The sequence below is a fragment of the Paenibacillus sp. NPDC057934 genome, from assembly GCF_042887565.1.
Classification (GTDB): Bacteria; Bacillota; Bacilli; order Paenibacillales; family Paenibacillaceae; genus Paenibacillus_AQ.
Window position 1 is genome coordinate 333,019 of record NZ_JBHVPB010000002.1, and the last position, 14,054, is coordinate 347,072.

Consider the following 14,054-nt stretch of genomic DNA (forward strand, 5'->3'; position numbering starts at 1 on the left):
TGGAAAGTCGCAGGGCTGAAGATTCTTTTTTTGTCACAAATTTTGCTTCTGGGGCAGCAGGATCAGGATTTCTGTCCCTTGGCCTAATGCTGAGTATACTTTGATTTCACCATTATGTGCATCCACAATCGCTTTGGCAATGCTCATCCCGATACCGGAGCCTGCTGTGGATTCTTCTGTATTGGTTCCCCGGTAGTAGCGTTTGAACAGATTTTGCTGGGTGGTTTCATCCATTCCGCTTCCATTGTCCGCTACTTTGATGTAGGGGATGTTATTCATTAAGCCTACGGAGACGTTAACCGTTACACCAGGCCGATTGTGCTTCACCGCATTGGATAACAGGTTGTCCATCAGCCGCTGCAGCCAATTGTCATCTGCCAGAACATATAAGGCTTGATCTGTACCTTCATATGTGAAATCACAGTCTGACATGGTTGCATCATTCACATATTTAAGAACAGAGCGGCGTACTAGCTCTTCCAGGTCCAGCTTGTGGACTTTCATGAGCGAAGCGCCATGCTTGAGCTGATTAATGAGCGAGAAGTCAGTGATCAGCTCAAGCATGTAGTCGCCTTTTTCACGGATCATCGTGCCCATGACCTGAAGCTCCTCCTGATCCCATTGCCCAGGCTGGTTCGCCAGCATGTAGCCATACCCCTGAATAGTAGCCAGTGGTGTGCGTAAGTCGTGTGATATGCCAGACATCCATTCTTCCTGCGCATTCTCCAGCCGTTTGCGTTCTTTCTCCGTATGTGCCAGTTGTTCGGCCATATGGTAGAACGTCTGAATGACCTCGCTGTATAGCTTGTAGCTGATTTTCAGCTTCCCGTTGCGCTTGAAGACTTTGCGCTTGTCTTTCTCCGTCAGTACTTGATCATAATGTCCTTGGCTCAATCGTTGGAACCAACTGACGAAGAGGATAAGAGGCTGACCATAGCGGTAGCCGTGCCAGAGGGAAATAGCTAATGAGAAAACAAAGATGAATATGGCCAGCCAGTAGATCGCGCGGACAAGACTCTGGACGACAGGCTGCTTGGGGATGTTCTCCACCGCGTTTGGTGAGTATAACATCCAGGTTGTTGCTGAATACGGATTCCGGTAGACTGCAATATTCCTATCCGTATTGGCTGGAGCCTGCTGCATTTCCAGAATTTCCAGCGTCGCCTTGTTTGGATAAAAAGCGCTGCTCTTCCCGGCACTCTGAACGGTTGTCCCGGCTTCGTCAGTGATTTGCAAATACCTTCCGCTTTCCATCAACTGAGTGGATAGTTCGGAGAGCTTCAAGTTGCTAACCAGCCCATTGCTCTGATAGCTGTTGAACAGATTCATGAGCAGATCGAGGTCAGGATTCTTATAACCAAGGAGAAAAAGCTGGGTTTGTGAAAGGTTAAAATCCATTTGAGAATGCACCGAGTAATCTTCGTACTTGCCTGATTCCTGTATGTTTAACAGTTGGGCCACAGAGTAGGAGGAGGGAAGTGATGGGACAATGGCCGAGTTAATGTCATAGATCACTTTCCCGTCCTTATTGATAATCTGCAACCACATCCCCCGCTCCTTGAGCAGATTAGTCCAGTGTGAGGGGACCTTGATCTCCCCGTTACGCATAGAGACTTCTGTTGTGATACTGGTCAAGGCCCCATTTGGAAAATTGCGGCGCAAGTCATCGTCAATGGTTTTTTGCAGAAACATAAAGAGCAAGAACAGACCAATGGCCTGTATAAGCAGGGCATATAAAATAAACTGATAGGTAAGATGGAAGGCAATACGCCGTCTAATTTTCATGACTCCTGCGGCCCCTTTGCCAACTTATAACCGAGACCGCGGATGGTCAGTAAATATTTGGGGTTTCCAGGGTCTAGCTCGATGCGCTCCCGGATCCGCCGGATATGCACGGGTACTGTGGAGTCATCCCCCAGTCCGTCAATCCCCCATACCGCTTCATAGAGCTGGGTGCGGGTAAAGACGATCCCTGGATGCTTGCAGAAATGGAGAAGCAGTTGGAATACCTGGGCCGGGCAAGAGACGGGTTGTCCGTCTACCAGCAGCTCGCCTTCTGCTTCGTTGACGACGAAATGTCCGAACTCGTACTTCACAGCTTCAGAGCGGGGGGGAATATGCGTCACCGATGAGTTCTCGGCATCCTGACGGCGCAAACGAGCTTTAATCCGGGCCACGATTTCCAGAGGATTGAAAGGCTTGGTGATATAGTCATCCCCACCCATGGCAAAGCCGGTCAGCACATCCAGGTCTGAAGCTCTTGCCGTTAGAAAAAGGATATGGGGATTGCCGTATTCTCGAATACGTGAGCAGATATCCAGCCCACTGCCGTCAGGGAGCATAATGTCGAGCAGTACGATTTCGGGACGGACACGCTGGGCGACCTCCAGCGCCTCCCGGCACGTAGCGGCAGTATAGATGTGCTGGAACCCTTCCTTGCGCAGCACCATTTGAAGCATAGTGATAATCGAAGATTCATCATCTACGATGACGATTTTTATATCGTTCATTATTGTCATATATTCTTCACCCACTTCCATCGTATCATATTTACTTTAACAGAACTTGAACGACGCCATACTGATTCTTCTAAAGTCATTATAATGGTATTTTGTCCCAACCTCCGAATAGCTATTGCTAAAGGATCATGAACCTGATATATTGAACTCAACTCATACGTATGAGTGAACGACAGGCAGGACATCATGAGATGAAAGCGCTAAATCACCTGCAGTAGTTGACTTGAGCAGAATGGACGGTACAGCCTGGCTGGCCATCCCGTGATTGCGTGTAAGGAGGCAGATATGCTTAACAAGCATGACAGTGTTCCGCTGTACATCCAACTGCAGAACATTATCCGCAGCGAGATCATCAATGGAAAGTACACAGAAGGGGGAATGATTCCTTCCGAGACGGAAATGATGAAGCTGTACCAGGTCACAAGGACCACGATCCGCAAGGCAATTGACGGTCTCGTCGATGAAGCACTTCTGGTGAAGATGCACGGTAAGGGCACGATGGTGTGCCTGCGGGAGATGAAGCATAATATCTGGAACTTCAGCGGGTTTACCGAATCAGCGCGGAAGAAGAATGAAATTCCTGTCTCGCGTGTGCTGAAGAAGGAGATTGTCAGCCTGGAAGGTGGCTCTTACATGCATTTGGTTCGGCTTCGCGGGACGCGCAGGGAGAGCAGTATTAAGTGGCTGACCTTAGACACTTCCTATGTTCCGTTGGCTCTTTTTCCGAATATTGATCAATATGATTTCTCCGAGCAGTCTCTGTACCAAATTATGAATCAACGCTACAGTATTTATCCGCAGAATGCAGCGCTGACCATTCATCCCATTAACAGCAGCAAGCGAACAAGACAACTGTTTGAATATGAAGGAGATTTCCCGCTAATCATGACCAAGGGAAGCGTACTGGATGAGAAGGGGATCGAAGTGGAAAAAGTAGAGGTTATCTACGGGCCGAGTGTCGAGTTCAAAGTGGTTACCCATATTTAATCGCCGAGTCATCTCGGCTTTATTTTTAGATCAACTCATACGTACAACCGTATGTGTATAACCTTAAGGATAGGAGACAGATTTTTATGAAGAACAAAATTCTTGGTGCATTATATGGAATGGCCATTGGTGATGCGATGGGGATGCCGTCGGAGTTGTGGGGCAGAAACAAGGTGAAGGCGTATTTTGGAACGATAACGGATTTTCTGGATGGACCTAAGGAAAATGATGTGGCGTGCAACTTCACTCGTGGTCAATTTACGGATGATACTTCACAGGCTTTGCTGATCCTTGATGCTCTTATTGAAAGCGATTTCGTCCCGGATACGGCTGTGATTGGCCGGCACTTGCTGGAATGGGCGGATAGACTGAATGCTTTTGAGAACAACATTCTCGGGCCAAGCTCCAAGGCTGCGTTACTCGCTCTAAAGGCAGGTAAGGATGCAGTGGAATTTACTTCTAAGGCCGAAACCAATGGAGCTGCGATGCGGATCGCGCCTGTTGGTGGGCTATTCCTGCCTGCAGAAGCCCAGAAGTTATCCAAATTTGTGTACGACATCAGCAAGGTGACGCATTCTACGGATGTGGCTGTAGGTGGAGCGGCGATGGTTGCCGCAGCAGTCGGAGCTGCTATAGTCGACAAGTCCTGGGAGGATATTATGGCCCATGCGGTCTCGGCCTATCTGGAAGCGAAGGATTACGGTGCAGAGACGTACAGCGCATCGCTCCCTGCGCGGCTGAAGCTCGCATTGGAATACGCGGAGAAGTACGAAGGTCAGGACGAAAGATTCCTGCAGGTCATTTACGATGTCATCGGCAGCGGCGTAATCACCAGCGAATCTGTTCCAGCAGCACTCGCTATTGCGTATTACGCCAAGGAACCGCAACGATGCAGCCTATTGTGTGCAAATTTGGGCGGTGACACAGACACTATCGGTGCGATGGCGACTGCCATCTGCGGTGCCAAATCGGGAGCAGACGCTATTGATCCCGCTTGGAGAGCATTGATCGACGAGGCCAATGGTGTGAATCTCAGTCAGTATGCCGATCATATTCTTGCGTTCAGAACACAACATTAATTCATTCTGATTCATTATAGGGGGAAGAAGAACATGTCCAATTCGAAGTCTGAACTGTTTATCCCGTCTGATGAGAGAACCGGAAGTCCCAAGGAACTTTTTTTCATCTGGTTTGCTGGCAATATAGGAATTCTCGGCGTAGTTTATGGCGCACTTATTGTGAGTTATCATCTGAGCTTTATCCAGTCCGTCCTGGCGGCAGCCGCAGGTGCGTTGTCATTTGCACTTGTGGGTTATCTAAGTCTGTCAGGCCTAAAGTCGGGCGGTACTACCTTCGTGCTGTCTAGAGCGGTCTTTGGCGTCAAAGGAAACTATATTCCGAATCTGCTTGGTTGGTTAAGTCTAATAGGCTGGTTAGCAGTGAACGTGATTACGGGAACACTCACCCTGATGTCACTGTTCGGATTGTTTGGCATCGGTCAATCGGCGGTGCTGACGGTGATAAGTCTGGCGTTGTTCGTGGTGCTCATTCTAACATCGAATCTCTTTGGGCAAAATGTCCTGGTCAAAGTACAGACCTTCTTCACCTATGTATTCGGGGCGTTAACCTTCCTGATCCTGGTCATTCTCATTCCCCAGACAGACTGGACAGCGTTGCTCAAGATGAGCAACGGCAACTGGCTAAACGGCTTTCTGCCGGCGCTCTCGATCATCATTGCGGGAACGGGAATCAGTTGGTCTATTGCCGCCGCTGACTACAGCGCTTATCAGAACCCGGCCAATTCCGGCAAAAAGGTATTCGCGGGTGTGACCATCGGCGCCTTCATTCCACTGTTTTTCATCATGGGCGTGGGGATTCTGCTCAGCACTTCTGTTCCGGATCTGGTATCTGCCTCCAACCCGATCCAGGCCATTGGAAATGCGCTTCCGAAATGGATGACGGTGGTCTACTTCATCACAGCGCTTGGCGGCCTGATTCCGCAATGTATCATCAGCTTGAAATCGGCTCGTGTCAACATGGAGACGCTGAACATCAAGGTCAGCGATAAAACCGCTATCGCGATTCACGCGCTAATTATGATCCTTATTCCGATCTACGTCCTGTTTGTTTCAGAGGATTTCCTGATGAACTTCCAGCTGTTCCTGGGTATTCTCGGCATTGGCCTGGCAGCCTGGGCGGCGACCTTTATGTTCGACTATGTGCTGCTGAGAAGCAAGACTGGCTATGACGCAGGATTGCTGGACAATGCTACAGGCAAGGCATTTAATTACAATGGCGTAATCAGCTGGATTATGGGGGTAGTTACAGGTTTTCTGTTCACTAACTCTCCGTTCTTCAGCGGTCCGTTTGCTGTAGGGATTTTTAAAGATAGTGGCCTTGGTGTGCTGCTGGCCTTTGTGGCAAGTGCCGTGACAACCATTATCTTGAGTCAGATGCACAGAAAGTCCATGCAAGGAGGGGTACCTCATGAGTGAAAATATTCTGGATCGTGTGAAATCCGATAAAAGTCGCAAAATCCTCGTGATCGGTGCAGCCGTAGTGGATGTAATCATCCAACTCGACAGACTGCCAAGAACGGCTGAGGATGTCATGGCTGAGCATAAAGAAACGATTGTGGGCGGCTGCGCCTACAATGTGTCCAATATCCTGAACCAGCTACATGTGAATTACAGTTTGTTCGCCCCGGTGGGACAAGGAAGCTATGGCGATATCGTCAAAGCCCAGTTGCAAAAGGACGGTGTACCCGTGCTCCTAGAGGACCTGTCTGGAGATAACGGCTGGAATCTTTCCATCGTAGAGCATGATGGCGAGCGGACCTTCATCACTATTCCCGGAATCGAAACACGATGGGCTGCTCATTGGTTCGAGAGTCTTGATCTGGCTAGCTATGACTATATTTATGTCAGCGGTTACGAATTGGAGGGACCCTCAGGCCCTGTCATTCTGGATGCCCTGAGCCAGCGCAAGTCAGGCGGGAAAATTGTCTTCGATCCAGGCCCGCGCGGGGAGTTCTTGGAACCATCAATTCTGGAAAGAATCTTTAGTATGGGTACGATTGTGCACGTGAATAAGAACGAGATTCAGGCCATCATGCAAGAAGATGATGCCAAGAAAGCAGCAGCCAAGCTGACTGAGCGGACGGGCGAAGCGGTCGTCGTCACCTTGGGTGGAGATGGCACCCTGTATTACTCACGTGACGAAGAGGGGATCGCCGAGACGGAGCCGGTGAAGGTTGTGGATACGATTGGGGCAGGCGATTCGCATACCGGCGCTTTTATCGCGGGACTTGCCAGAGGCTATTCTCTGCAGCAGGCCTGTGAGCTGGGGAATGTCATAGCTGGTAAAGTAGTCCAGCAGCAGGGCGGGCGGCTACAATTGTAAGGGGCAAATTTAGGTATGTATATGTAAGCCGAATAAAAGACAGTAACGAAAAGCGAAGAGGAGCGAAGGAGGAAGTTTGGAACTGTAGGAGCAACAGCGGCCGGAAGTCCAAACATTCCATCGTAGTGACGTTGAGCTTAACGTTTGGTTTCTAAGTTTCTCTTATATAGTGTTACTTTTCGATTTACAATTGGGTAAACTTTAAGTACAAGGCTTGTCATTCTCATATAACTGGGCAGAGGAGAGCGAAGATGAGAAATGCGGTAGCGATCTGGGCGGGGAATTTCAATTCTGAAGAAGAGCTTATGAGCTACACGGAGGGTTCCTCTGGTGATGGGGTGACAGGGGGTAACTTCATGGATGATGCAGGAATAGAGGGGCTAGATCAGGATTTTATGGAACGGCATTATGCGGGGAGTGGGGAAGAGCGGCGGAGTTTGGTGACCTACTTGCGGCATGAGTATATAGAGGATAGTGAGTTTGCGGAACAATTGCCAGCTGACCTGGAAGCTCGCCTCGCCCCTTATAATTCGGTGGTGCTGGTTTACGGCAATGATTCTCCCTATGGTCCAGTGAATGAGATGCTGCTGGACAACGTTGCATCGAATAATATTGCGGCATCGTTTCCGATGATTCTCATAGCCCGTGTGGAGTACGAGTCACTCGGGAGGTAGCAATGAAAATAAAGGCTTCCCGCGGGTCTCGTGACCTGACGGGAAGCCTGTTACGTTAATCCTGTGAACAACGTTTCACAAGATCAAGATTATTTCTTTGCTTTAAGTCCCATGGAATCCATAAGCTTGTGGAATACTTCCGTATTCTCGTAGATGCCTGTGAAGAGATTCGCATTTCTGCCCATAGCTGTAATAGGAATATCTACCGCAGTGTGGCCAGAGGTCGTCCAATCTACCACAAAGTTTGCTTTGGAATTGGCAATAGCGAATGGACCGTCTTCCTTGGAGATGCCATCGCCGGACTCGTCGCCGTCGTTCACTTCTTCAATCGAGAAGCCGCCGGTTTCGTGGTCAGCTAGTACGAGAACCAGCGTATCCGGGTTCTTCTTGGCAAAATCTTTGGCAACTTGAACAGCTTTATCCAGCTCTTGACCAGATTTAATCGTCATTTTCGCATTGTTTTGGTGTGCAAATTCATCCGTGCCCTCTTCTTCAACCATCAGGAAGAAGCCATTTTTATTCTTAGAAAGGGTGTCGATGGCTTTTGTGGTCATTTCTTTAAGGGAGACGACAGGGTTGTAGATATCGCCTTCACCTTCAGGCTTTTGCTGGAACATTTCCTCATTAGCGAACAGTCCAAGCAGCTTGCCACCCTTTGCTTGTTGCAATTCTGTTTTGGAAGAGACATGGTTATAGCCCAATTGCTTAGCTTTTTCTACAAGATTACCTTGAGTTCCTTTGCTTTTCTCGGAAGGGTCTTCTGCAGGCTCATCTTGGAATTTACCTGGGTTGCCTGCCGGGTACCAAAAATCCTCGCCTCCACCAAGCAGTACATCGACTTTACTCTTCGTCAGTAGTTGCAGTGCGATGTCGCTTTGCTTGGAACGGTCTTCCACGTGCGCGCCAAAAGCAGCTCCGGTGGCATCCGTAATCTGACTGGTCGTAACGACGCCAGTGGATTTACCGGCTTCTTTGGCATATTCCATAATAGTAGGTACCGATTTCTTGTTGGCATCCATGCCGATGGCACCGTTGTAAGTCTTCACACCACTGGCATAAGCTGTGGCAGACGCCGCCGAATCCGTAACCGGAACGGTGGAACTTGTATGGATCAGACCCGCGTAGGGCATGGAATCCATAGCAAGATTACCTTTTTCACCAACAGTAGCTAACCGGATGGCATTTCGTTGTGCTGTCCCCATTCCATCACCGACAAACAGAATAACATTTTTAGTCTTGGAAGGAGCGGCGTCCGCACGATTGGTGACTTGTGCAGTGATTACGCTTGAAGCGAACAGAGCAGTTGCGGCGGTAGCTACAACGGCAGTTTTGATTCCATACTTTTTCGGTGATTTCATATGTTCCCTCCTAATGTTTGTACTATCAACCAAATCATAAAGAACTTTGATTATGAGAGTGTTTTCGGAATATACAAAAAATATTAACGCCAAGCACGTGTTCAGAAATCGCAAGATGACAAAAATTCTTCAACTACAAGTGAATGTTCCAAGTATACTAAAAGAAGCTATTATCTTTTTTTGCAGGAAAGAAAGGAAGAACAAAGTGAGCAGACAACAGGTGTTTACAGGATCCCCTTGGGAACCGATCGTAGGATATTGCCGCGCTATTCGTGTGGGCAACCGAATTGAGGTCGCGGGCACAACAGCGATGCAAGATGGAGAAGTTATCGGCATAGGAGATCCTTATGCACAAACGAAGTTTATCTTGGAAACTATTGAAAAGGCTCTGAACGATTTGGGGGCTGACCTAACGCATGTAGTACGAACCCGGATGTTTGTTACGGACATCTCCAGATGGGAAGAAATCGGGAAAGCGCACGGTGAATTTTTTAAAGATATTCAGCCGGTGGCGAGCATGCTGGAGGTAAAGGCGTTAATAGACCCGCAGCTGCTGGTCGAAATAGAAGCAGAAGCCATCATTGATACTGAGCTGGGCTAAGAGATTGTGACAACATCTTGATGAAATTAGACAAAGGGGCCTATCCCGGAAGTAGATTTTTCTACGGAGGGATAAGCTCCTGTTTTTTTTAATAGTATGATATTAGGCCCTCTTTGCCAAAGGTTGACATTATTTGGATCAAGGTGTAATCTATTATAGACCGACGGTCGGTCGATTGAGGGAATGGAGGCGTCATCGAATGAGAATTACGAAAGAACCTGAAGAACGTAGAAATGAAATTCTGGATACGGCGGAGAAGCTTTTTTATACCAAAGGATACGCTGGAACGACAGTAAACGATATGTTGCGGGAAATCGGGATCGCTAAAGGGACCTTTTATTATTATTTTAAATCCAAGGAAGAGGTTATGGATGCGGTAGTTATGCGATTCATCGAGGCAGGGTTGACATCAGCCAAGCAGATTGCAGGCAATCCCGATCTGACTGTGCATGAGAAGCTATTGTCCATCATCATGGCACAGAAACCAGATGAGACCCTAAAGGAACATATGATTGAGCAGTTCCACCAGCCGGCTAATGCCCAGATTCATCAGAAAAGCCTGGCCCAGACCATTCTTCACCTGACACCTGTGTTGACAGAGGTCATAGAGCAAGGAATTGGGGAGAAGCTGTTCCATACGCCATATCCCAAGGAATCGGTAGAGTTTCTATTGACCACCTCGGAGTTTCTGTTCGATGAAGGGATCTTCCAATGGCAGCCGGAGGAGATCCGGCAGAAGATTGAGGCGTTCATTTATATCATGGAGACGATGCTGGGTGCGGACAAAGGCAGTTTCGCTTATGTGGCGCAGATGTTTGATCAACGGCCATAAGGATGAGGAGATGAGAAAGAATGGGGAGAACAAGCCGTAAGTCATTTAGATCCTTTCTGATCCTGTGGACAGGGGAGTGGGTTTCCAGTATTGGCAGCGGACTGACTGCCTTTGCACTCGGTGTTTATGTCTACCAAATGACCGGGACAGCCACAAGTGTAGCGCTAGTGACGCTATGTGCTTTTCTCCCGTCTATCTTGCTTGGACCGATCGGCGGGGTACTCGCAGACCGATTTGACCGCAGACTGCTGATGATGGTGGGTGATCTGTTCTCTGCTGTTGGCCTTGTATTTATTCTGTTGGCCATGCTGCTGGGTGATCCGCCGTTATGGCAGATCTGTGTGGGTGTAACCTTTAGTTCAATCTTTGTTTCTCTGCTCGATCCCGCCTACAAAGCGACCATCACGGACCTATTGACCGAAGAGCAGTTTGCCAAGGCCAGCGGGCTGGTTCAGCTTGCGGCATCCTCTAAATATCTCCTTTCCCCGGTTATTGCCGGAATTCTACTGTCTCTTTTTGACATCAAGGTCGTGTTGTTAATAGACATCTTAACGTTTCTAGTGACGTTACTGACTATACTGGCTGTGAAAAGAACCCTCGGAACAACTCTCCATGTAAAGGAACCATCGTCTTTCGTCAAGGAACTTAAGGAGGGCTGGAGTGTCTTGACTTCCACCAAGGGCGTGCTCTCTCTGACCTTTATTCTGTCGATGGTAACCTTCTACATTGGTTTTCTCCAGACTTTATTTACTCCCATGCTTTTACCTCTCACAGATTCAGGAACCCTTGGCACAGTAATGTCTGTAAGTGCCGTCGGAATGCTGGTCGGAAGTCTGATCATCGGAATCTCCAGTATGAAGAGCAACTATATCCAACTGCTGGGGATCGGGCTGGGGGTAGCCGGGTGGTTTTACGCTGCGGTGGGCTTGACGACGAATATTTATTTTATTGCTGGAGCAGCCTTTCTCTTCTTCGCGGCTATACCCTTCATTAATACAAGTGCTGATGTAATGATCCGCTCCCATATTCCGAATGAAGCTCAGGGCCGGGCCTGGGGAATTATTGGCATCTTGTCCCAGCTAGGTTATGTAGCTGCTTACGCGCTGGCTGGTATGCTTGCGGATCGTATCTTCAACCCGATGTTACGGGAAGGAGGGCTGCTGGCTACTACGGTGGGTAGAGTGATCGGCATCGGAGAAGGACGCGGGATTGGTCTGTTATTTATCGTATGCGGCTTGCTGATTGTAGTCCTTGCCTTCTTGATTCCTAGTATTAAATCCATCCGTTCATTGGATAGATAATAGCTGATTCTAATCAAGAAGAGGAGGGAATAGGGAAACATGTTGTTGAAGATTGCTTTAAAAGATTTTCAGCGTAATAAAATCGTTACAGTTGCACTCTTCCTGTTCATTATGCTATCGGCTTTGCTTGTGGCCAGTGCTTCCCATATCATCATGGAGTTATCGGGATCTTTGAACAACCTGCTGCTTAAATCGAAAGCTCCCCACTTTGTTCAGATGCACCAAGGCCCAATCAATAATACTGAGATCCAAAGATTCGTATCGGCCAATCCATTAGTGAAAAAAGAGCAGACGGTAGAGATGCTGCGTATTGATGGCTCTAATATCACACTAGGCAAGCTATCAAAGACAGAAACCAATAGTGTGATGGACATTGGCTTTGTGAGACAGAATCCATCGTTTGATTTCTTGCTCAATTTGGACAATGAGGTGATCCAGCTATCGGAGGGCGAAATCGCCGTTCCCATCTATTACAGACAGCAGAACCATCTGAATATCGGAGATCCCGTTACCATTTCGGCTGGGGCTATCCAGTCTACATTCACCATCGTTGATTTCGCTCGGGATGTGCAGATGAATCCGGCTCTTGTCAGCTCCAAGCGTTTTGTGGTGAGTGACATAGACTATACAGCCCTTAAGAAAACCTTCAAGGAATCTGAATATCTGATCGAATTTCAACTTACGGATCGAAGCAAACTCAGTGAATTTCGGAGTGCTTATGAGGCTTCAGGACTACCCGCTAAAGGTCCGACGGTCGACTATGCCTTATTCAAGGCGCTGAATGCTTTGACTGATGGTGTCATTGCACTCGTTATTATTCTTGCCAGTATTCTGCTAATGATTATTGCCCTGTTATGCCTTAGGTTCACGATGATTGCCGCGTTAGAGGAGGATTATAGGGAGCTTGGGGTCATGAAGGCGATCGGGATTCCACAGGCTGAGATCAGAGCGATCTATATGGCAAAATACATCGTCATGGCAGCATCGTCTTCCCTACTGGGATACTTGGCCTCTTTAGCCGTGATGCGGATTTTCACGGCCAACATCAGCCTATATCTGGGAACAGCCTCACCAAGCTTGCTGCAGCACCTTGTTCCTGTTTTGGTAGTAGGTCTTGTATTTGCCGCAGTTGTCTTCTTCTGCAAGCTGATGCTGAGAAGAGTGAATGTTATCACGGCGGTTGAGGCATTACGGTCCGGCACTGCCGGGGCGGCTGAGCATAACACTACTATCATTCCACTTAGCCGGCGCAAATGGATGAACGTGAATATTTTTCTCGGGATCAAGGATGTGGTGGGACGTTTCAAAATGTACGGATTATTACTGTCTATTCTTATGATCTGTACGTTCATCATCATTGTGCCGGTGAATCTGCTGCATACACTTCAGTCTCCACAGTTCATTACTTATATGGGTATAGGGCAGAGCGATATTCGGATCGACTTGCAGCAATCGGGATCTACCAAGCGCAAGTTTGAATCTATGCTGAGAATGCTTGAAAAGGATCAAGACATCGCGAAGTTCTCGCCACTGGTGACCTCACGTTTTAAGGTGATGGGGAGTGATGGGGTATGGAAGAGTTTAAATGTTGAGAGTGGGGATTTCTCCATCTTCCCGTTGTCCTACATTGAAGGTACGGCTCCCGAAAAGAGTAATGAAATTGCGCTTTCGGATCTGAACGCCAGAGATCTGAACAAAGGGTTAGGGGAAGAACTTCTATTGGTCTTAGGTGGAACCCAGCGAAAAATGACCGTCAGCGGAATCTATCAGGATATCACGAACGGTGGCCGAACGGCAAAAGCGCGACTACCCTACGATCCTAAGACTGCTATGTGGTATGTAGTGGCTATAGATGTCAAGTCGGGTGTTGGGATAAGTGCGAAGGTGGATCAATATGCCAAACTCTTTTACCCTGCTAAAATCACACATCTGGACAGCTATCTGTCCCAGACTCTAGGGAGTATGATCTCACAACTACAGCTAGTCACTCTCTTGATTGTTACTGTCTCCTTAGCTATTACCGTGCTGATTACCTCACTGTTTCTGAAAATGATGTTGGCAAAGGATGCCTCGCAAATTTCCATTCTGCGCAGTATTGGGTTCTCGCTCGGGGACATTCGTCATCAGTATCTGGTCCGCATGCTGCTGACAGCCGGAGTGGGCATTCTTCTGGGAACTATTGCGGCAGGTACCCTTGGACAAGGTGTGGTTCGGGTGATTGGAGCGATGATGGGAGCTTCAAAGATTCAGTTTGTAATTCAACCGATGACAGTGTATGGGGGGATTCCACTAGTCTTTGTTCTGTTTGTCGGAATGACAACATTCGTGAGTACAATGTCCATTAGAAAATCCAGTATTGCGGCACAGATGAGTGAATGAG

The 14,054-nt window shown here is 48.1% G+C and carries 12 protein-coding genes; 9 read left to right on the top strand and 3 right to left on the bottom strand.

Features of this window, described 5'->3' with window-relative positions:
• Nucleotides 1-33: 33 nt before the first annotated feature.
• Both ACFVRY_RS05995 and ACFVRY_RS06000 read right to left on the bottom strand, forming a co-directional pair.
• Nucleotides 34-1,785, bottom strand: coding sequence for a HAMP domain-containing sensor histidine kinase (locus tag ACFVRY_RS05995; protein WP_387498311.1), 1,752 nt, complete (start codon nucleotides 1,783-1,785; stop codon nucleotides 34-36).
• Entirely contained in the window at nucleotides 1,782-2,510 is a 729-nt protein-coding gene (locus ACFVRY_RS06000) for a response regulator (protein WP_387498313.1), read from the bottom strand. Before ACFVRY_RS06000 ends, ACFVRY_RS05995 begins: the two co-directional genes overlap by 4 nt.
• A 294-nt stretch (nucleotides 2,511-2,804) precedes the next feature.
• Here ACFVRY_RS06000 and ACFVRY_RS06005 point away from each other — a divergent pair, with 294 nt between their 5' ends.
• The 5 genes from ACFVRY_RS06005 (at nucleotide 2,805) to ACFVRY_RS06025 (ending at nucleotide 7,582) form a co-directional block, all read left to right on the top strand.
• Entirely contained in the window at nucleotides 2,805-3,506 is a 702-nt protein-coding gene (locus ACFVRY_RS06005) for a GntR family transcriptional regulator (RefSeq protein ID WP_387498315.1), read from the top strand.
• Between the two features lie 86 nt (nucleotides 3,507-3,592).
• Nucleotides 3,593-4,585, top strand: a complete 993-nt coding sequence (locus ACFVRY_RS06010) for an ADP-ribosylglycohydrolase family protein (RefSeq protein ID WP_387498317.1) — start codon at nucleotides 3,593-3,595, stop codon at nucleotides 4,583-4,585.
• Nucleotides 4,586-4,618: 33 nt separating this feature from the next.
• Nucleotides 4,619-6,001 carry a purine-cytosine permease family protein gene (locus ACFVRY_RS06015; protein WP_387498319.1) on the top strand — a complete coding sequence of 461 codons (1,383 nt, stop codon included), beginning with the start codon at nucleotides 4,619-4,621 and terminating at the stop codon, nucleotides 5,999-6,001.
• Complete coding sequence (locus tag ACFVRY_RS06020; protein WP_387498321.1) at nucleotides 5,994-6,908, top strand: PfkB family carbohydrate kinase; 915 nt, start codon at nucleotides 5,994-5,996, stop codon at nucleotides 6,906-6,908. The genes ACFVRY_RS06015 and ACFVRY_RS06020 overlap by 8 nt, the downstream gene beginning before the upstream one ends.
• 251 nt (nucleotides 6,909-7,159) lie before the next feature.
• The gene (locus ACFVRY_RS06025; protein WP_387498323.1) at nucleotides 7,160-7,582 is read left to right on the top strand and encodes an immunity 22 family protein; all 423 of its coding nucleotides are present in this window, start codon (nucleotides 7,160-7,162) and stop codon (nucleotides 7,580-7,582) included.
• A gap of 89 nt (nucleotides 7,583-7,671) precedes the next feature.
• Here ACFVRY_RS06025 and ACFVRY_RS06030 read toward each other — a convergent pair whose 3' ends face one another.
• Nucleotides 7,672-8,940: an alkaline phosphatase gene (locus tag ACFVRY_RS06030; protein ID WP_066362649.1), complete on the bottom strand. Its 1,269-nt coding sequence runs from the start codon at nucleotides 8,938-8,940 to the stop codon at nucleotides 7,672-7,674.
• A gap of 205 nt (nucleotides 8,941-9,145) precedes the next feature.
• Between ACFVRY_RS06030 and ACFVRY_RS06035 the strand changes: the two genes are divergently transcribed.
• The 4 genes from ACFVRY_RS06035 (at nucleotide 9,146) to ACFVRY_RS06050 (ending at nucleotide 14,053) form a co-directional block, all read left to right on the top strand.
• Nucleotides 9,146-9,541 carry a RidA family protein gene (locus tag ACFVRY_RS06035; protein WP_387498325.1) on the top strand — a complete coding sequence of 132 codons (396 nt, stop codon included), beginning with the start codon at nucleotides 9,146-9,148 and terminating at the stop codon, nucleotides 9,539-9,541.
• Nucleotides 9,542-9,740: 199 nt separating this feature from the next.
• Nucleotides 9,741-10,373 carry a TetR/AcrR family transcriptional regulator gene (locus ACFVRY_RS06040; protein WP_387498327.1) on the top strand — a complete coding sequence of 211 codons (633 nt, stop codon included), beginning with the start codon at nucleotides 9,741-9,743 and terminating at the stop codon, nucleotides 10,371-10,373.
• Nucleotides 10,374-10,393: 20 nt separating this feature from the next.
• A complete protein-coding gene (locus ACFVRY_RS06045) occupies nucleotides 10,394-11,674 on the top strand; it encodes an MFS transporter (protein ID WP_387498329.1) in 1,281 nt (426 codons plus the stop codon).
• Between the two features lie 39 nt (nucleotides 11,675-11,713).
• Nucleotides 11,714-14,053, top strand: a complete 2,340-nt coding sequence (locus tag ACFVRY_RS06050; RefSeq protein WP_387498331.1) for an ABC transporter permease — start codon at nucleotides 11,714-11,716, stop codon at nucleotides 14,051-14,053.
• Nucleotide 14,054 lies beyond the last annotated feature (1 nt).